Origin of the sequence: Butyricicoccus sp. OF10-2 (assembly GCF_003481925.1) — a bacterium.
Lineage (GTDB): Bacteria > Bacillota > Clostridia > Oscillospirales > Butyricicoccaceae > Agathobaculum > Agathobaculum butyriciproducens.
The window spans coordinates 39,727-59,641 of sequence record NZ_QUMC01000010.1 but is presented as its reverse complement, the minus strand read 5'-3'; the positions used below and the strand labels follow the sequence as shown (position 1 = coordinate 59,641).

At 57.1% G+C, this 19,915-nt stretch carries 15 protein-coding genes and 1 pseudogene; 5 read left to right on the top strand and 11 right to left on the bottom strand.

All coding sequences use genetic code 11. The features are described 5' to 3' along the window. Positions 1-27: 27 nt before the first annotated feature. Entirely contained in the window at positions 28-897 is an 870-nt protein-coding gene (gene aguB, locus DXB00_RS07155; protein ID WP_118729958.1) for an N-carbamoylputrescine amidase, read from the bottom strand. Positions 898-1,080: 183 nt separating this feature from the next. Further along, complete coding sequence (gene rnr, locus DXB00_RS07150; RefSeq protein WP_118729959.1) at positions 1,081-3,351, bottom strand: ribonuclease R; 2,271 nt, start codon at positions 3,349-3,351, stop codon at positions 1,081-1,083. Positions 3,352-3,564: 213 nt separating this feature from the next. Between rnr and DXB00_RS07145 the strand changes: the two genes are divergently transcribed. The 4 genes from DXB00_RS07145 (at position 3,565) to DXB00_RS16325 (ending at position 6,872) form a co-directional block, all read left to right on the top strand. After that, on the top strand, positions 3,565-4,320 hold the full coding sequence (locus tag DXB00_RS07145) for an SDR family NAD(P)-dependent oxidoreductase (protein WP_117751914.1): 756 nt from the start codon (positions 3,565-3,567) through the stop codon (positions 4,318-4,320). Then, positions 4,317-5,117 (top strand): tRNA lysidine(34) synthetase, encoded by an 801-nt coding sequence (locus tag DXB00_RS07140; RefSeq protein ID WP_118729960.1) that lies wholly within the window; start codon positions 4,317-4,319, stop codon positions 5,115-5,117. Before DXB00_RS07145 ends, DXB00_RS07140 begins: the two co-directional genes overlap by 4 nt. A gap of 12 nt (positions 5,118-5,129) precedes the next feature. Continuing rightward, positions 5,130-6,623: an AAA family ATPase gene (locus DXB00_RS07135; protein ID WP_118729961.1), complete on the top strand. Its 1,494-nt coding sequence runs from the start codon at positions 5,130-5,132 to the stop codon at positions 6,621-6,623. A 111-nt stretch (positions 6,624-6,734) separates the two neighbouring features. Next, positions 6,735-6,872, top strand: coding sequence for a hypothetical protein (locus tag DXB00_RS16325; RefSeq protein ID WP_158578355.1), 138 nt, complete (start codon positions 6,735-6,737; stop codon positions 6,870-6,872). A gap of 18 nt (positions 6,873-6,890) precedes the next feature. Here the strand turns inward: DXB00_RS16325 and DXB00_RS07130 are convergent, their stop codons facing one another. The 6 genes and pseudogenes from DXB00_RS07130 to DXB00_RS07105 all read right to left on the bottom strand — a co-directional run bounded on the left by DXB00_RS07130 (position 6,891) and on the right by DXB00_RS07105 (position 14,385). After that, positions 6,891-8,324 (bottom strand): hypothetical protein, encoded by a 1,434-nt coding sequence (locus DXB00_RS07130; RefSeq protein ID WP_118729962.1) that lies wholly within the window; start codon positions 8,322-8,324, stop codon positions 6,891-6,893. Position 8,325: 1 nt separating this feature from the next. Continuing rightward, positions 8,326-9,144 (bottom strand): sensor histidine kinase, encoded by an 819-nt coding sequence (locus tag DXB00_RS07125; protein ID WP_118360885.1) that lies wholly within the window; start codon positions 9,142-9,144, stop codon positions 8,326-8,328. Positions 9,145-9,153: 9 nt separating this feature from the next. After that, positions 9,154-10,737, bottom strand: a complete 1,584-nt coding sequence (locus DXB00_RS07120) for a response regulator transcription factor (RefSeq protein WP_119214703.1) — start codon at positions 10,735-10,737, stop codon at positions 9,154-9,156. Between the two features lie 137 nt (positions 10,738-10,874). After that, positions 10,875-11,840 (bottom strand): sugar ABC transporter substrate-binding protein, encoded by a 966-nt coding sequence (locus DXB00_RS07115; protein ID WP_118729964.1) that lies wholly within the window; start codon positions 11,838-11,840, stop codon positions 10,875-10,877. A gap of 92 nt (positions 11,841-11,932) precedes the next feature. Then, complete coding sequence (locus DXB00_RS07110; protein ID WP_118729965.1) at positions 11,933-12,877, bottom strand: ABC transporter permease; 945 nt, start codon at positions 12,875-12,877, stop codon at positions 11,933-11,935. A 15-nt stretch (positions 12,878-12,892) separates the two neighbouring features. After that, positions 12,893-14,385: pseudogene (locus DXB00_RS07105) on the bottom strand (sugar ABC transporter ATP-binding protein). Between the two features lie 433 nt (positions 14,386-14,818). Between DXB00_RS07105 and DXB00_RS07100 the strand changes: the two are divergent. After that, positions 14,819-15,484: a tetratricopeptide repeat protein gene (locus DXB00_RS07100; protein ID WP_118729967.1), complete on the top strand. Its 666-nt coding sequence runs from the start codon at positions 14,819-14,821 to the stop codon at positions 15,482-15,484. A gap of 187 nt (positions 15,485-15,671) precedes the next feature. On the opposite strand, the gene DXB00_RS07095 is transcribed toward DXB00_RS07100, so the two are convergent. From DXB00_RS07095 to DXB00_RS07085, 3 genes are read right to left on the bottom strand one after another with little or no spacing between them, the layout of a single operon-like run. Next, a complete protein-coding gene (locus tag DXB00_RS07095; protein ID WP_119214702.1) occupies positions 15,672-17,588 on the bottom strand; it encodes a sensor histidine kinase in 1,917 nt (638 codons plus the stop codon). Next, positions 17,585-19,072, bottom strand: a complete 1,488-nt coding sequence (locus DXB00_RS07090; protein WP_118729969.1) for a hypothetical protein — start codon at positions 19,070-19,072, stop codon at positions 17,585-17,587. Before DXB00_RS07090 ends, DXB00_RS07095 begins: the two co-directional genes overlap by 4 nt. Continuing rightward, positions 19,069-19,791 carry a LytR/AlgR family response regulator transcription factor gene (locus tag DXB00_RS07085; RefSeq protein WP_118729970.1) on the bottom strand — a complete coding sequence of 241 codons (723 nt, stop codon included), beginning with the start codon at positions 19,789-19,791 and terminating at the stop codon, positions 19,069-19,071. The genes DXB00_RS07090 and DXB00_RS07085 overlap by 4 nt, the downstream gene beginning before the upstream one ends. Positions 19,792-19,915 lie beyond the last annotated feature (124 nt).

The window sequence follows — 19,915 nt, the reverse complement described above, 5'->3', positions numbered from 1 at the left end:
CTGCGGTGGGTGTCTCAATTTTCCATTTTATAAACCGTAGCCGCGCATTGCACCATACATTTCCGGTCTCCGGTCGCGGTAGACACCCCACAAACGGCGCATCTCACAGATTTCATCCAAATCGAACGTATGCGTCAGCACGCCTGCGTTTTCGCGGTCAGCCTGCTCGACAAGCGCGCCGGTCTCATCCGCGATAAAGGACGAGCCGTAAAACGTCAGCGAGGACGACTGGTTCTGGTTATCCTCAGTCGGCTTTACGGTCTCGGTGCCGATGCGGTTTGCAGCGATCAGCGGCATAATATTCGCCGCCGCGTGACCCTGCATGCAGCGCCGCCAGTGCGGCATGGAATCGCAGTCGAGAATCGGCTCGGAGCCGATAGCCGTCGGGTAGAACAGCAGCTCGGCGCCCTGCAGCGCCATGCAGCGCGCGGACTCCGGGAACCACTGGTCCCAGCAGATACCGACGCCGATTTTCGCATAAGCCGTATCCCAGACCTTGAATCCGGTATTTCCGGGCGTAAAATAGAACTTTTCCTGATAGAAATGGTCATCCGGAATGTGGGTCTTACGGTACTGACCCATGATCGTGCCGTCCGCGTCAATGACAGCCACCGTGTTGAACGTGGTCTCGCCGACCCGCTCGTAGTAGCTGACCGGAATGACGACCTTGAAATCACGAGCAATAGTCTGCATCTCGCGGACCGCCGGATTTTCCTCGAGCGTTGTCGCTAAATGGTAATTTTCATAGCTTTTTTCCTGACAGAAATACCAGTTTTCAAACAGTTCGGGCAGCAAAATGATCTGCGCACCCTGAGATGCCGCTTCACGAACCTTCTCGCAGGCTTCATCCAGACCATAGGTCATCTGAATCGCAGCAACGGTTACTTTATTGGACATAAAAGATTCTCTCCTTTATAGCGGCAACACCACACAATTAAAGCTGCGGTGCTTTGCGGAAATTTTGTGCTCTGCTGTCGTTGCGATTTCACGGTAATACACAAAGTATTACCGCAAAACCGCGCCTAAGCAGAACGCAAAATTTGCTCGCAAATCACTCTTGTTCAATTATGCGGTATTGCCTTATCTTCTCTTGCGCGTGGGCGGTTTTTTGCCCTTGCCGGGCTTGCCGCCGCGCCCCTTGCCGCTGTGGCGGCGGCGCTCCGCGCGATTGCCTCTCGGTGCACGGTCGGTGTCCTCACGGCGCGGACGATCCAGCTTTTCCGAAACCGGAAGCGAGCCGTCTGCCGGTGCAAAGTCGATCTGACCGGTGGTGTCGCTTGCGGCAAGCAGCTTAACACGCATCGGCGTGCCGATTGTAAACCGCTTGCCGGTGTGGCGGCCGACCATCGCCATGCGCTCCTCGTCATACTGGTAGAAGTCGCCGGTCATCAGCTCGGCTCGAATCAGACCCTCACAGCCGTTTTCCAACGCAACGAACACGCCGAACGACTGCACGCCGGAAACCTCCGCGTCAAATTCCTCACCGATAAACTGCTGCATGTAGGACGCGATATACAGCTTGTCGATGTCGCGTTCGCAGTTGTCGGCAGCCTGCTCACGATTGGTGGACTGGTCCGCGGCTTCCTCGCACATAGTTTCGTCTGCCGCGGTAAATTCTTCACCGAGCAGCGCCTTCTGCAGCATACGGTGCGCTACCAGATCGGGATAACGGCGGATTGGCGAGGTAAAGTGCATGTAGAACTTTGCCTTCAGGCCGTAATGGCCGATGCACTCATCCGCGTAGCGGGCACGCGCCAGCGAGCGCAGCAGAAGCGTCGGCAGCACGCGCTGCTTCGGGTCGTTCTTTGCGCCGCGCAGCACGGTCTGGAACTGCGCCGTATCCTCCGGCTTGGACGGGTCGATGCGGTAGCCGAACGGACGCGCAAACGACGCAAACACGCGCAGCTTGTCCGGATCGGGATTCTCGTGCACACGGTAGACGGTCGGCAGCTCGCGCTTGCACATATACTCGGCAACCGCTTCGTTGGCCTGCAGCATGAATTCCTCAATCAGCTTTTCACTCTCGCCGCGTTCACGGAACCGGATTTCAACCGGCTTGCCGTTCTCGTCCACGCGGATTTCCGCCTCCGGAATGTCCAGCTCGAGTGCGCCGCGCTCAATGCGGCGCTTATACAGCGCGTGCGCCAGATTGTTCATCGTCTCGGCAGTCTCGACCAGAAAGGCGTATTCCTCGCGCAGCCCCTTGTCCCCCGCGAGGATTTTGTTGACCTTGTTGTAGGTCATGCGGGCCTTGGAGCAGATGACCGACTTGGCAAATTTCGCACCATACCGACGGCCGTCCTTATCGACCTCCATCAGCGCGGAGAACGCCAGACGGTCCACCTTCGGGTTGAGCGAGCAGATGCCGTTGGACAGCGCGAACGGCAGCATCGGCACAACGTGTCCCGGGAAATAAACCGACGTGCCGCGGCGGAACGCCTCGGCGTCAAGCGGCGAATCCGGCGTGACGTAATGGCTCACGTCCGCGATGTGTACGCCGAGCAGATAGTGTCCGTTTTCCAGCTTTTCGAGTGAAACCGCGTCGTCAAAGTCCTTCGCGTCATCGCCGTCGATGGTAAAGATCAGCTTGTCACGCAGGTCAAGCCGCTTGCCGGCGGTGCCCATATCGACCTCCTGTGGAATGGCAAGGGCCTGCTCGAGCACCTCGTTCGGGAATACATCGTACACGCCATTTTCGTGCAGAACAGCCGCGATAGCGGCCTCCATCGTACCGCTTTCGCCCAAATCCGCGCGGACAACGCCCTGCGGCATAAACTGCTCATCGCCGTAGTGCGAGATCGAAACAGCCACGCAGTCACCAACGGCGGCTTCGCCGAGGTCATGCTTGTCCACCGCAATCTCCGGATACTTTTTCGAGGTCGGCTGCACGAAAAATGCCTTGCCGCGCTGCACGAGTTCGCCGGTCAGCTCCTTGCCGGCGCGTCCCAGCACGCGAATAACGGTTGCTTCCTTGCGGCCGCGGTTGTTCTTGCGCTCACTCACCTTGACGAGCACGCGGTCGCCGTGCCACGCACCGCCGGACGCATTCGGCGGGATGAACAGATCATCCGGCTTGGCTTCGCCCTCCGGATAATCCGGCGCGACAAACGCGAATGCCCGCTCGGTAGCCAGATAGGTTCCGGCCGCACAGCCGTAGTGCGCGGAGACCGCAAAGCGGTTTTTCTTATTTTTCATCACCCTGCCGTCCGCAATGAGCGCGTCCAGCGCGTTTTTGAGATTGTTTTTGCCTGCATTCGGCAGCTCGCGCCGGATGTCCTCAATGCGGCATGGGTGCACCAGAATTTCCAACAGTCTGGATTCCAATTCGGTGTCTGCTTCTTTATTTTTCATGTTCGCCCCTCCAATCTTCGGCTTCTGGCGAAAAATCAATGCACTATTTCATTGTTATTATACCATTCTCAAATCTTATTGAAAAGCCAAAACCAAGTAAACCCATCACCATCCGCAAATTTGTACAGAATGTGACGAACAACATGAATTGACGCGGACAAGTCCGCATGGTACTATATAATAAGTTATCACAGTGATTTGGAGGGAATTTGCATGAAAGCACTCATCACGGGTGCGTCCTCTGGACTGGGACGCGAAATGGCGCGCTTGCTGGCGGCACGCGGCTACGAGCTGATCCTGTGCGCCCGCAGAGAGGAACGCCTGCGCGAACTGGCGGCAGAGCTGCCGGTACCGTGCCGCGTCATCGCGGCGGACGTGTCGGACGAGCAGGAATGCCGCCTGCTGTACGAGGCGGTACAGAGCGAGGAGTTGGAGGTCGTGATCAACAACGCGGGGTTCGGTCTGTTCGGCGAGTTTGTCACCGCCGATCTGGATGAGGAGCTGCGCATGATCGACACCAACGTGCGTGCCGTGCACATTCTCACCAAGCTGGCTGTGCGGGATTTTGTGCAGCGCGGACGCGGCTACATTCTCAACGTATCGTCCTCGGCGGGATTTTTGCCGGGACCGCTGATGGCGACCTATTACGCCACCAAAAACTATGTTCTACGTCTGACAGAAGCCTTGCGCGAGGAGCTGCGCCGCGCCGGTTCTCCGGTGCGTGTGTGCGCCCTCTGTCCGGGACCGGTGGACACCGAGTTCAACAAGGTCGCAGGCGTGCGGTTTTCGCTCTCCGGTCTGTCGGCAGAGCGTGTGGCGCGCGAAGCTGTTGACGGCCTGTTTGCCGGCAAGGCAGTTGTCGTTCCGGGTGCAGCCATGAAGGCCATGACACTGGCGCGGCATTTCGCGCCGGACAGCATTCTTGCCCGTATCACCTATCATTTTCAGCATAAGAAGGGCGCAAAATGACTGCAAAAGAGATAAAAAGGACGCTGCAAAGCGAATTTGTGCGTACATTGCGCAAGCCGTTCGTGGATGCGGTAAAAGCATATGGACTGGTAAAACCGAGCGATAAGGTTGCGGTCTGCATCTCGGGCGGCAAGGATTCCATGCTGCTGGCGCTGCTGCTGCAGGATTTGCAGCACACGGTGGATTTTGACCTCGTGTTCCTTGCAATGGACCCGGGTTATGCGCCGGAGGGCCGCAAGCACCTCGAGGAAAACGCGAAACGGCTGGACATTCCGCTCGAAATTTTCGATACCGATGTACTGCGCGTGGCAGGGGTGCATTCTGCCGAGCATCCGTGCTTCCTGTGCGCAAAGATGCGGCGCGGCTACCTGTATACCGAAGCACGCAAGCGCGGCTGTAATAAAATCGCGCTCGGTCATCACTACGATGATGCCATCGGCACCGTGCTGATGGGACTGATCTACGGCGGTCAGGTGCAGGCCATGCTGCCGCGCGTCAAGGCCAAGAATTACGAGGGCATGGAGCTGATCCGTCCGCTGTATTTCACGCGCGAGCAGAGCGTCATTGACTGGGCGGAATATTGCGGTCTGACCTTTCTGCCGTGCGACTGTCCGGCAAAAAAGCTGGAAAGCGACACCAAACGCGCGGAAATCAAGCAGCTGATCGCGTCTCTCGCGGCAAACAACCCGCAGATCGAAGCGAATATCTTCAACGCGGTCAAGAACGTCGATACTGCCAAGCTGCTCGGCTGGCGCGATGCGAACGGTAAACATAATTTTCTGGATCAATTTGACTAACGAGGCGCAGTTATGAACATCAAACGAGCAAAAAACGAAATCAAAAATGCGCTCAAGGCGTATCTCACGACCGATGAATTCGGCGCGTATCGTATTCCGCCGATTCGGCAGCGGCCAATCCTGCTGATGGGTCCTCCGGGCATCGGCAAAACGCAGATCATGCAGCAGATTGCCGAGGAGACCGGCGTCGGTCTTGTCTCCTACACGCTGACGCACCACACGCGCCAGTCCGCGCTCGGTCTGCCGTTCATCGACAAGGTGATGCTCGGCGGCGAGGAACGCACGGTCACCGCCTACACGATGAGCGAGATTATCGCTTCGGTGTACCGCGAAATGGAACGCACGGGCGTCAAAGAGGGCATTCTGTTCCTCGATGAAATCAACTGCATTTCCGAGACACTCACGCCGATGATGCTGCAGTTTCTGCAGTGCAAGACCTTCGGCAACCAGCAGCTGCCTGCCGGATGGGTGGTCGTAGCGGCCGGAAATCCGCCGGAATACAACAAATCCGTGCGGGAATTTGACGTGGTAACACTCGACCGCGTCAAAAAAATCGACATCGAAGAGGATTTCGGCGTGTGGAAGGAGTACGCGTACCGACGCGGCATCCATGGTGCCATCCTGTCCTATCTTGAGATCCGGCGCGAGCATTTTTACCGCGTAGAGACTACCGCCGACGGACTGCAGTTTGTCACCGCACGCGGCTGGGAGGATTTGTCCGAGCTGATGCAGGTGTACGAGTCGCTGGGTATTCCGGTTGATCGTCAGGTTGTGGAGCAGTATTTGCAGCTGCCGCAGGTGGCAAGCGATTTTGCAAATTATCTGCAGCTTTATGACAAATACAAGCAGGTTTACCGCGTAGATGAGCTGCTTTCCGGCACCTGGGAGCCGGTTCGCGCTTCCGAACTGCGGGACGCGCCGTTTGACGAAAAGCTGGGCGTACTCGGTCTGCTGCTAAGCCGGCTGGCAGACGGTGCCCGTGACGCGTACCGTCTGGATGCGCTGACCGATGCGCTTCATGCCGACCTGCTCGCCATCCGAGAAGGCGAAAAAGCCATCACTTCCCTGCCGGATGAAAAGCGTGCCGCGCTTGCAGACAAGCGAAACGGCGGCTCGTTCGACAAGGACGCGCTCTATGTCGCCTCCCGTGAGGTGGAACGTCTGGATGCCTACCGGCAGACGCTCACACTCGAAAAAGTACCCGAGGAGCAGCAGTTTGACCGTCTGAAGGCGCTTTTCTCCGCCGATGTGGACGCACGCGCAGCCGCCGCAGACAAGACCGATGCCGAACTGGCAAACGCATTTGCCTTCCTCGATGCCGCCATTCCGGACTCGCAGGAGCTGGTGCTGTTCGCTACCGAACTGACCGCGAACTGGTTTACCTCGTGGTTTATCCAGAACTTCGGGTGCGATGCGTATTTCGCGCATAACAAGCGCCTGCTGTTCGATGATACGCAGAAACAGCTTCTGCAGGATATTGAATCCGCAAGAAACGAAGAATCATGAACAGTTTATCCGGAAACCCGGTTGCGCATTAGGCTGCAGCCGGGTTTCCGGCATATGTAGAGGGTATTTCATCTGCGGTTTTCCACCGTCAAGAACGGGTTTGACCTCTCTATGGTTGCCATCAGCGCTGGATTGTGCCTGTTCCATTACTGCCCGTTTTACGGCATCGGTGTCGGCACAGTGCTCTCCGCACTGCTGCTCGGACGGGTCATCAAGCTTTTTGAGCTGCTCCCGCTGTCCGACGCATAAAAACGCCGTCTGCACACATCATTCCTTGATGTAGCGCAGACGGCGCAGAAACTCTTCGTTATCGGTTTTTTCGCAGATGGCGTCAATGCCGGACGAGATGATCCAGACCGCCATGCCGCGCCGCGCGCACAGCACCAGCATATCAATGATCATCTTGTGATGCGCCGATTCCTGTCCCGCGAACGGGAAAAAGCAGATCAGCAGCTTGGGATTGAGCAGATACCACCGATAATACGAAAACCGCAGACGATCGGGCAGTGACCATGCGCTGAGCGGACGCAGCAGCATTTCGCGCGGGAACCAGCGAGTCGCCTCCTCCAGAATACTGGAGACGAGCTTTTTGCGGATCAGCCACTTGTCTGCCTTAGGAATCAGACAGGTGCACAGATTGTCGAGCGCGGTCATGTTGTCAAACAGCACGCCGCCCGGTCGGTCGGGCTGCTCAATCTGGATGCCGATCTCAGTGCCGATGATACGGTTCAGCTCGCTGTGGTCGTAAATTCTGCCGTCCAGCCGGAAAATGCCGTTCTGCCAGCCCTGATTCCCCAGAAAGCAGTCGTGCAGACGGCGTCCGGTGCTGTAATTCTCATCGTGCAGAAAGGCGATCTCGCCGGCGCATATCTCGAAGGACAGCGGCGGCAGTGGCGGCAGGAACAGTTCAAATACGGAAAGCACCGTCTTGCCCTTTGCGGGCGCTGTGCGCTCCATCCATGCCGGACGGCTGGCACGCTCCCAACCGAGCAGCTCAAACAGGCGCGGGCCGTATTCCTCAGGATACAGCCGGAAAAAGGTGCGGCGCTCCTTAATCACATCAATGCGGCCGGCATAGCGGAACATGAACATCTCATCCATATCGAAAAGGAGCACCGCCATGCCATGCCCGAGCAGAAGCTGTACGCACTGCATCAGCCGGTCCTGATCCTGCCGGCGCAGTGCCTCTGTCAGCCGATCGAGGACGAGCAGCCGGCAGCCGGTGAACCATGCGCGGAACACCGAAAGCCGGTAATAATCCAGCACCGAAAGGTCGGCAAGGCGCGTCTCCCACGAATGCTCCAGCCCAAGTTGCCGCAGCATATCGGTCGCGGCAAGCGATTTCAGCCGTGCCGCACTGCGGTTCTTCTGCCGGTATGAGGTCGTTCTGCCAAGCGCCAGCACAAAATCGCGCATGGTCAGCTCCCTGCCCGCAAAGCGGGATTTGTCCACCAGCATGGTGTTCTGCCGGATCCAGTGCTCGATCACTGCGGCGCCTGTCTTGCTGCCGCAGCAGAAGGCGCGTCCGTCCGTCAGTGCAAGGCGTCCCTTGAAAAGATCCAGATATGCAGTACCGGAGGTCAAATACTCATCCACATATACGCCGATGCACTCGCCGCAGGAAACCGAGATATCAAACCGGTATTCGCCGGTATCGCTGCGGAATACACCATGCTCAATGCGTATCAGTTCTTCCTTCATATCACTCCTCCTGCAGCAGCAGCGGCAGTGTAACGCAGCATTCGGTACCGATTCCCTTCGCGCTGAATATCCGCAGACCGTAATTTTCTCCGAACATCAGCCGTATACGGCTGTTAACATTGCGCAGCGCAATGCCGCCGCGTTTGCGGCTGACGGCGTTCGCGCTGCCATGGGCAAACTCCTCGTTCAGCTGCTCCACCTGCTCCTCGGAAATACCGATTCCGTCGTCCTTGACGCGCAGGAACAGCGTGTTTTCGCTGTTTTCCACCGAAATATGTACGGTTCCCTGCCCTATCTTGCTCTCCAGACCATGCACGACGGCGTTTTCCACCAGCGGCTGCAGGATCAGCTTGGGCATACGCGCCTCAAGCAAATCCTCGTTTTCCATTTCCAGTTCCATATCCAGCTTGTCACCGAAGCGGCAGCGCTGGATGGTGAAATAGTTCTCGGCGTTGTCCAACTCGTCCGAAAAGGTGACATATTCCTGCACATTGGAGATGGTGTAGCGAAAAAAAGTCGCCAGTGCCTCGGTCGTCTCCGCGATGTCCTCGCAATCCGCCAAGAGCGCATCCGAACGGATCGCCTCAAGCGCATTGTACAGAAAATGCGGATTGATCTGGTTTTGCAGCGCCAGATACTCCGCCTGCTTCTGCCGCAGGCGGGTGATCTCCTCGCCGTGCAGACGATCCTCGATCTCGTGGAAAAAGGCAAAAATATCGCGGCAGCGGCTCCAATCCTCGTGCAGCACCGCGTCCAGATTGCCGTCCCGCCGATAGCGGCGCAGCGCCCGGCGCAGCTTCCATTGTGTTTTCAGCCACATGCCCTTCACCTACCTGTACAGCTTTTTATAGTCCGACGGACTGATTCCGGTGGTTTTCTTGAACAGGCGGGAAAAATATTTCAGGTCACGGTATCCAACCTGTTCGGCAACGTCCTGCACCGAGCATTCATCGCCGCACAGCAATTCCTTCGCCTTATTCATGCGCAGCTCGGTCAGATAATCCATGAAATTCTGTCCGGTCTCCTTTTTGAACATGGCGGAAAAGTAGGTCGCGTTGAAGCCGACCGCATTGCTGACATCCTCGAGCCGCAGAGATTCCTGATAATGCTGCTGGATAAAGTGCTTTGCGTCCGTAATGGGACGCGCTTCGCGCTGAGAGCGCTCCCGGCGCAGGCGGTTCAGCTCACCGCTGACGCCGTCCTGCAGCAGCCGAAGCAGCTCCTGTGCGTTGGTACACTGCCACAGTCCGTCCTCCATGCGCTGATAGAACTGCTCATCGGCGCTGCCGTCCTGCTGCAAGCCGTAGCGCACCGCAGTTAGTATCTGCCGAAACCAGTCCTCCAGCATTTGTCCCCAGAGCGGCTGCATAGACATAACTGCGCGGTAGCTGTCCTCCAGCTCCTCGGCGTACTGCTCGGTGTTCAGACATGCGGCAGCCTCCTGAAAGCGACGCTTCTGCGCGCCGTCCAGCGTATAATGCAGGGAAAAATCCGGTGTTTCGGCTTCGGCGTCCCGCCAGTTCGGTGTGTGGCACAGACCGTCGATGCACAGCCAAAGCGCCTCCTTCAGCGAAACGGACAGCTTTTCTGCGGTGCTCTGCCGACTGCCAAGGCAGACGGCGGCGCGAATGCCCCAGAACAGGTCGCGCTGCTTTTCGATCTCCTTGCGTATCTTGGTGAAGCACCGCTTGACCTCGACCGGCTGATACTCCGGCGTATACACGGCCGCCACGATACCCTCGCGGCGTGCCGATGCCACAAAGCCGCAGTCCATCTGTCCCAGCTCCTGCCGGACGATCTCGAGCGCGTGCTTCTGCATGGCACGGAAGCCGTCCTGATTTTCTGCCGCGGACGGAATATTCGGCTTGATAACAGCCGCAAAGTAGCTGCCGCCTTCGGGCAGACCACGCTCCAGATCAAACGAGCGCACGGTGCTCGAGGTGCGTACACCGCCGCGCACCTCAGTCATCAGGGTGTCGATGATGCGCTCCTGCTCGCGCTCGCTGCTCTTTTTCAAGCGGTACTCTATCGCTGCTTCCTCGCCCATCTTCTCCTTGAGGCTGATCAGCAAATCGACCATTTCCTCCTGCTTGAGCGGCTTAAGCAGATAGCCTTCTACGCCGTATTTGAGCGCATTCTGCGCATATTCAAACTGGCGGTAGCCGCTGACGATGATAAAATGCAGTCCCGGCTGAATCTGCTTTGCCTGCCGAATGAGGTCAATGCCGTCGCAGCCGGGCATGCGGATATCGGTCACCAGCAAGTGCGGCTTCTTTTCGCGCACTTGATCGAGTGCGCTTATACCGTCGCTCGCTATGCCGACAATCTCAAAGCCAAGACCTTCCCAGTCAATCAGCTTGCGCATCAGCAGCAGGACCTTTTTTTCATCATCTGCCAGTACGACCCTTAACATACATATTCCCCTTTGAAGGTAATTTTAGGAAAATGAATTTCGCTTGTTGATAAGAAAAAGGGAAAACGTATCCGTTTTCCCTTTTTCTTATTCATAATAACACTGTTTACAAGGATTTGCAAAGTGTTTCCGAGAGATTACTCGTAATCGCCTACGTTGCTGGAGTCGATCCAGGTGTTGTCGGTTACGATCTCGGTAGTGTCGAGGGTTTCACCCTTGAGCAGCTTAACAGCAGCCTCGATGCCGTTTGCAGCCATAGCGCCGCCGTTCTGAGAAACGGTACCGGTGATGCGGCCGTCCTGAATAGCCTCAAAGCCGTCCGGCGTGCCGTCAACGCCTGTGATAACGATACCGGAGTTTGCACCTGCTGCGTTGCCGGCGCCTACTGCCATGCCGTCGTTCTCACAAACGATAGCATCCAGATCGTAAGCGGACAGCCAGCTCTCAACAGTGGACTGTGCGCTTGCGGTATCCCACTGGCAGTCAGCCGGAGCAACGACCTGCTTGATCTCGGGGTAGTTCTTCAGAATGTTCTCGTAGCCTTCCATACGCTGCAGACCGCCTGCGTCGCCGGACGGGCCGGTCAGGATAGCGATGTTGCCCTTGCCGCCGAGGAGCTTTGCAACCTGCTCCATCTCGGTTTCGCCGGCCTTTACGTTGTTGCCGTAGGAAACAGCGGAGATGCCGTTGTTCTGCCAGTCGGTGCAGGCCGAGATGATGTTGATCATAACAACGCCGGAATCAGCTGCGGACTTTGCAGCATCAGCAAGGCCGTCCGGATCAACAGGCTCGAACAGGATGGCATCATAGCCCTCGGATACGCACTGCTCAATCTGGCTGATCTGGGTAGCGGCGTCCTGATCGGCACTCAGAATGGTCAGGTCAACGCCCAGCTCGTCAGCCTTGGCCTCAGCAGCCTCGGATACGGCAATCTGGAATGCGTTGGTCTGGTGCTGCTGGATGAGGGCGATCTTGTAGGAATCGCTGCCGGAATCAGCACCGGAATCGGTGCCTGCATCAGAACCGGTGGAAGTACCACCGCAGGCAGCCAGACTCAGAGTCATGGCACCGGTAAGCAGCATAGCGAGAAGTCTCTTTTTCATTTTCTTTTTCCTCCTTAGAGAAGTTGTGGTTATGATAGGAGGAGAGAGGAGCGTTCGCACGCTCCTGCGGTCCTCACAGTCAACAATGGAAATCAGTTTTTCTTGGTCTTGCCCTTTACGTCGATCAGAACGGCTACCACGATGATAACGCCCTTGACGATCTTCTGCCAGTGGGACGATACGCCCATGATATCCAGACCGTTTGCGATAACGGTGATCAGCAGACAGCCGATGACAACGCCCCACGGCTTGCCTACGCCGCCGGTCATGGATACGCCGCCGACTACGCACGCGGTGATGGCATCCATCTCGTAGCTCTCGGCTGCGGTCGGCTGGCCGATGGTAACGCGGGAGGTCATCAGGAAGCCGCACAGACCAGCCAGCAGGCCGGCAATGGCGAACGTGGAGATGCGGATCGCGGTGGTGTTGATGCCGGAAACGCGGGCTGCCTGCAGATTGCCGCCGCAAGCGTAAACACGTCGTCCGTAAACCGTTTTAGATAAAACAAATGCACAGATGATGATAACGATTACAAGAAAGATGGACAGCATCGGAATGCCTGCGATAGAAGATGCAGCGACAGCCTTGTAGCCCTTGCTGATGCCGGTGATCGGCTTGCCGTTGGAGGTCAGCAGCGCCAGACCACGCACAGCCGTCATCGAGCCGAGTGTCATAATAAACGGGGGCAAATCGCCGATGGCAACGCCGATACCGTTTACCATGCCGACTGCCAGACCGGCCAGCATCGCAATGACCAGCGGCACGATCAGCGGCAGGTCACCCTTGCCGAGCAGCGCTGCCAGAATGCCGGTGAATGCTACGGTAGAGCCGACCGACATATCAAATCCGCCCGCAATAATGACGAACATCATGCCGAACGCCAGAATGCCGTTGATGGAAGCCTGCTTGAGGATGTTGACGAGGTTGTTCGGGCTGATGAAGCTGGGCTTCAGAATGGTCAGCGCAACGACCAGTACGATAAAGATCAGGAAGATGAAGTATTCACTGATCAGTCCTTTAAGATTTTTCTGTTTCATGTTGTTCCCCTTCCTTTATACTTCAAGCGCGGATGCCAGCGTCATGATGCGTTCCTGCGAGAACTCGTTGCGCTTCACCTCGCCGGAGAGATTGCCTTCGCACATTACCATGATGCGGTCGCAGACGCCCATCAGTTCGGGGATCTCGGACGAAATCATGATAACCGCCTTGCCCTGCTGCACCAGCTTGCCGAGCAGCAGATAAATATCGCGCTTAGCACCGACGTCAATGCCGCGGGTCGGCTCATCGAGAATGATGACGTCCGGATCGTTCAGCAGCCACTTGGCGATAACGATCTTCTGCTGGTTGCCGCCGGACAGGTTGCCCGCGATCTGGTCGCCGGAAGGAGTTTTGATATTCAGCTTTTTGATGTACTCCATGGAAGCGGCGCGTGCCTTGCCCTTGTTATAAAGGCCATGGCTGAGCAGCTTCTTGATCGCTACCATGGCGATATTGTCGTTTACCGAACCGCTGAGGTTCAAACCGGTGACCTTACGGTCCTCGGTGATGAGGGCCACGCCCTCCTTGATGATATCCTTCGGAGAGTGGACCTTGATTTTTTTGCCCTTGACAAAAATCTCACCCTGCGACAGCTCGTGCATACCGAAGATGCCTTCCACCAGTTCGCTTCGACCTGCGCCTACCAGACCGCCGATGCCGAGAATCTCGCCGCGGCGAACCGAAAGGCTGACGCCCTTTACCTTGTTGTCGGCGCGAACGATGTTCTTTGCCTCAAAGATCACATCGCCGATCTCCGCATCCAGCTTGGGGAATACATCGGTGATTTCGCGGCCGACCATCATCTTGATGAGCTGCGACTCGTCCAGATCCTTAGTATCGCCCGAGCCGATGTACTGACCATCGCGGTAAACGCTGACGCGGTCGCAGATGGAGAAGATCTCGTCCATGCGGTGCGAAATGTAGATGATTGCAACGCCCTTTGCCGTCAGGCTGCGGATATGCTCGAACAGCAGCTCGACCTCACGGTCGGTGATAGCGGCGGTCGGCTCGTCCATGACAATGACCTTGGCGTTGATGGAAATTGCTTGATGATCTCGATCAATTGGCACTGTGCAACGGTGAGGTTGCGCAGCTTTTCCTTCGGGGAAACGTGCAGACCGCACTCCTTGATGAGCTTTTCCGCTTCTGCGATCTCTGTCTTTGCATCGACCAGACCGTTTTTGCGGAGCTCGCGTCCGACGAAGATATTTTCATACACGGACATATCCAGAATCGGGTTCAGCTCCTGATGGATCATGGCAACACCATGGTCCATGGCTTCCTTCGGGTTAGAAACGTGATACGGCTGACCGTTGAAGATGATCTCGCCGCCCTCGTCCTTGGTGTAAATGCCCATCAGAATTTTCATCAGGGTGGATTTACCGGCACCGTTCTCGCCCATCAGCGCGTGAACCTCGCCCGGCTTCACTTGAAGCTGCACATGATCAAGCGCCTTTACGCCCGGGAAAGACTTGCTGATATCTTTCATTTCCAGTACATACTCCATGCTGCTCTTCCCTCCTCATGTGTCATTTCTTTGTGATAATTTTATCAAAGCCGCCGAAATTAGAAAACACACAATCTTCACATTAGGGGTGATAATTTTTAGTTTTTTTACAAATACGGCACTTTGCTTAAAACACTGTATTTCAAATTGTGCAGATTGACAATATCTTTTGTGTACACCGATTCAAATGTACGCAGAGCAGCAGGTCCCTGCACAGTGCATTTCCTGTGCAGAGACCTTGGGAAACACCGCACAATTAAAGCACTCTTGTTCAATTATAGTGAAGATTTCCATCGGAGTGAGAAACCGCTCATCTGAGTAGAGCTTATACATCACGGCAGTGTGGAAAGCCGCTATGCGGATAACCTGTTTTCACCGTTTCGATGCAGAAACAGTGAACCCAACGGCAAAATGAAAAGATGAGATGCAGCTTATGCGCAGCAGAGATACAGAAAAGACGATAAGAGAGCTTCAGCAGTTCCTGCGCGAGCATGAGGACGAAATCACTGATGAGGACAGCATGCATCGTCTGGCGATAACCTTTATGTCGCAGCACAACAGCCGGTTGCAGCCGAAACAGACCGAGCCGGAAGACGCATCCGATTATCTGGAGCTGGCGAGCTATAGAACCAGACCGTATATGCGGGTCTGCTATACCTATTTTCAAACATTGATCGAGTGCGGCATGATGCGCTGCGCAATCAACGAGGGAGAACGCCTGCTGAAGCTGTCCGAGGGTGATAGCCTCGGCGTTCGTGATCAGCTGATGCACCTGTACGCCTATACCGAGGACGAAATGCATGCGCTGGCGCTGCACAAAAAGTACGGCGGATATGAGGAAACGCAGATGCTGCTTCCGCTGGCCATTCTGTACTACAAGCAGAACCAGTTCGACAAGGCGAAAGACTATTTGAACCGCCTTGCTAAAGTAAACCGAGACACAAAGAAATTCATGCGTCTGGAGGCGAAGCACGATGGGTACAGCCTGCGTATGGAACGGGGAATGCACGGCTATCGGCCGGGCACCATTGAAGAACTGGTAGACGCGTATTTGAACTCGACCTATCTGTTCAATGCAACGCCGTATTTCATCCAGTAGGCATATCAATATCTGCGCACGCAGACTGCCTCGAAGAAGAAAAAGCCGAAAAACGAGGAGTAAGTCCGAGAGCCGCAGCGAATAACGAAGATGACAAGAACCCGATACGGTGTAAAGCACGGTATCGGGTTCTTGTTCTGTTTCATAAATAGGACATGGGGCTACGTCCAAGCAGGTGTTTTCCTCGCTATTCTTCTTCATCCGCACGTTCCGGCAGGATGAGCACCACGCGGAATATGCTTTCCTGCGGCTCGAACTCCACCGTTCCGCCAAGACGGCGAGTCAGCTCGCGCACCGAGGCGGTTCCGATTCCGCTGCCCGTATGCTTGCGCGAAAGGAACGCACTGCCGCGCCGGTTCACCTCGCCGTCATAGCTGTTTTCGAGCACCACATACAGCCGCCGAAACTGCTGCTTCATGTGCAGGCAGATGGACTTTTCCGTGCTTTCGGGCAGTCTCCAGCACGCCACCAGCGCATTTTCCAGCAGATTCCCCAGTATGGTGCAGAACTGCACGCTGAACGCAGCAGTATCCTCGGACAGCTCGGCGCGAACCGACACCCGAATTCCTGTGCGCCGCGCAGAGCTGACATAATAGTACAGCATCGCATCCACCGCCGGATCGTGGCAGTAGCTTTCCGGTCGGGTCGCTTCGGACAGCGCAGTAATGCGGCTGATATACGCGAGCTGCGCCTCCGGATCGCCCGCCATACCCGCAATCGTGCGCAGATGCTGTCGGAAATCGTGCCGCTGGCGGCGGCTTTCCTCAATCTTCTCCGAAATCTGCGCAAAATGCGCCTTCTGCATGGCAAGCTGCCGCGCCATCTGCCGCTGCTCCTCCGTAAAGGTCAGGCTGCGTCGGTAGCCCTGTGCGATATCCTGCCAGAACACCGCGCCCAGCACGCACACCAACAGCAGACAACCCCATTCATAAAACCATTTGCCGAGAATCGGCTCGTAGGCAGGCAGCAGGCAGTCCCACAAAAACAGCGTGCCGTAGAAAATATCCGCGCAGAACAGCGCTCCGGCGTGCCATTCCCGTCGGCGCGCCGCATAGAGGGCCGAGCCGAGCAGATAGACTGTCACCGCCAGCCGAAACAGCACCGTCAGATCGGAAAATGCGCGGATACCCCATTCGGACAGGTGCGCGGCACACGCACCGCACAGCAGCGCCGCACCACATATGCCGGCGCAGACCAGAACCGCCGCCTTGCGCACGGCATTCGGCAGCGCACAAATACGTCCATGCAGCAGAACGATCAGCAGCGTGGTCAGGTAGCCGCTGACCAGCTCGATGGTGTACCAAGGCTGCACCGGCAGCGCCTTCAGCGCATGAACGACCGGACCGGACAGCAGCACTGCCGCGCTCAGACTCAGCAGCAGAAACAGCCGTGAATTGGGCGGGCACCGCATGGAGCCGAGACACAGCCACAGCGCAAAGGACGCAAACAGCAGCATAAGTGTCAGCATAGCGGCGGAGATGCACACGCGCACCGCACGCTGGGTATTCACGCCCAGCGCTGTGCCGAACGCCGGCGGATAGGTCATACCGCTGTATATCCAGCTTTCATCTCGCACCGCCAGCAGCAGGCGCACCGTGCCGCTGCCCTTAAAGCTGACCGCACGGTTTTGCAGCCGCGAGCGGTACTGCTCGGCGTTCGTCTCGCCCGCGGAGAGCACCAGCTCGTCATCAATATAAAACCGGTAAGCGGAAAAGATCTCGGGCAGCTCGATCAAATACCGCCGCGGCGTTTCGGGCAGCAGCAGCGTCAGCATATAGGTGCCGCAGCCATGCGGCGTCCGTTCCGTGCTGCCGAAAGCAAAATTGCTGTATGCGCCAATCTGCACGGAACGAACGGTGCTTTTATCGCGGTTTTCGCAGGTTTTCGGGGAAAGCAGCACATCGGGATAGAAATTCCAGCCGTTCCACAGGCTGCGCACCGGATACGCCGCCAAATCGTCCTCAGAAACGAACAGCGTTCCGGCGATTGCCTGCGGCGCAGACTGCGTATATTTGTTGTCATAGTGGTACAACAGCAGGCAGAACGCAGATGCCGCCGTAAATACCAGCAAAGCCGTCAGCAAACGGCGAAAGAACCGGCTCACAGGTGTTTCCTCCACCACATCAGACCGAAAACTGCCGCCAGCACGGCCGCGCCTGCAGCCGCAAACGGCAGCTTCTGTTCCGGTTCGGCAGGTGCTTCTGCCTCATCGGTCGTCAGCGTCATACCGTCCGGCAGGTCGATCTTCTCTCCGTTCAGTCGCAGTTCCGCCTGTGCTCTGCCCTCTGCCGATCGAGTGAGCGTAACCGCAAGAGTATCCGCATCGGTCAGCTCCAGCGCCCGCAGCGCATCGGACGGCAGCGAGAAGGCAACGCCGTTTTTGTTCAGTGTCAGCGGCTCGTCCATGTCGATGAGCGCCCGCAGGCGCGTGCCGGAGAGCACCGCGCCGTCTGCGGTGTCCTGCTCGAGGACGGGCGCGGTCTGTGCCGGTTCCTCTGTATTTTCGGGTTCCTCGGTCGGTTTTATCGGCTCCTCCGGCGTTTCGGTCGACGGCGTTTCCGGCTCGTCCGCCGCCGGTTCGGAGGTACTCGGTCGATGATGCGAGCCGCCCGAATGTGAGCCGCCGGGCGATGGCTGAATAATATCCGGCAGATAGGTATCCTCACCGCCGCCGTCGCGGCTGCCCGCACTGTAGCCGTGCTTGAGCGGAGCGACGTCGTATGTAAAGGTCAGAATGCCGGTCTGCCCTCCGGGATATTCCACCTGCAATGCACAGGTCGTTCCCGATATCAGTCCGCAGGTCTGCGGATAGAGTTTCAGCGCGTCCGTCCCGACCGAAATCCCGCGCGTCAGCGCCTCCCATGCACCGTTTTCCCGCTTAAGCCATACCGTGAACCGGTCGCGCTGCGCCTTTTGCTCCTCGGTCAGCACCCACGGAAAAATCATCTGACCGCGTGCCGTGATAAACTCACCGATCTCCGGCTTTCCGGTCTGCTGTACGCTCACGCGACAGCGAATCATCGGCGCTTCCACGCCCTCGGCAAGCGAAAAGCACGCTCTGTCCTCCCCATCGACCAAAAGCAGCGGCGCCACAGCATCATACACGCCGGGCGTATTCCAATCGACCGCCGACAGCTCCCACGCTCCGGTGAAAAAGTCGTAGGGTGTGCCATCCGCATCATAGCCGCACAAGCCGTCTCTCGCATCACAGAAAAAGGCGTGCAGCGCGTTCGCATCTCCGCAGGCAATCGCGGCTACGTCAACATTCACCTGTGTGTCGAAGCGCGTCAGCACGATGGTTTTCGGTTCCGGTTCGGGCGTGGATTCGGGCGGTTCGGGTTCCGGCTCGATCAAAAAGCCGCTGTCCATATCGGGTTCTGACGGCTGAATCGCGCCGTTTTCCTCATTTTCGTCCGATACTTCCAGCGTTTCCTCGATGGTTTCCGTATCGGCAGGCTGATTTTCCGCAACAGCAGGCGGCTGCTCCGCGCCGTGCTCCGGCAGGTCCGGCAGTTCGTACGCCAATGCCGCGCCGGTACACGCTGCCGCGCACAGCAGCGGCAAAATCAGCTTCGCATATGCTCTCATAATCCCCTCTCCATTTCCCGCAGGGCAAACGCCTGAAAGCTGCGCAGCACCTCGCTGCGGCAGCGCCGCGCAATCGGCAGACGAAGTCCGTTATCCATAATAAAATCACTGCCCTCCTGCGCGGCTATATGCCCGAGTTGGATTAAAATACCGCGCCCGATGCCGAGAAAACGGTTGTCCGTCTCCAGCGGCGCGGTCAGTTCGGCAAAGGTCGCTGCACTCTCAATACTGTACTCACACAGGCGCACCACGCCATGCCGTGCGATCGACTCGATGCACACAATCTCCCGCCGGGAAAGCATCTGCACGCCGCTTTTGGTGGGTACAGTCAAAAGATCGGACGGATCGGGCGCAGGAAAGCAGAAATCCAACGCCTGCCGCAGGCGCTCCTCGGCAAAGGGCTTAACCAAATAGTAGGTGGCGCGCACCGCATAGCTTTCCAACATAAACTCCTGGCTGGTGGTAAGGAAAATGATCCGGCAAGCCGGGTCGCGGTGATACAGCAGCCGCGCGACCTCCATGCCGCTGACCTCGCCCATGTAAATATCAATAAATGCGGCGTCATACCGTCTGGGCACGAACGCGGCGGTAAATTCCTCGCCGGAGGCAAACTCCTCGATGGTGAACGCAGCGCCGCGCGGTGCAAGCTCCCGCTCGAGCGCCTCCCGCAGAACCGCGCGGTCGGCGGACAGATCATCTATAATTGCGATACGCAGCATACAACGCCTCCTGAATAAACTATTCCATTTTCATTATAGCACAAAAACAACGCGGTCGAGCAACCGTTTGGTCGCTAAAAGCAGCCATTCGGTAAAACCGCTTGCCGCGGGCTGGACAGCGTAG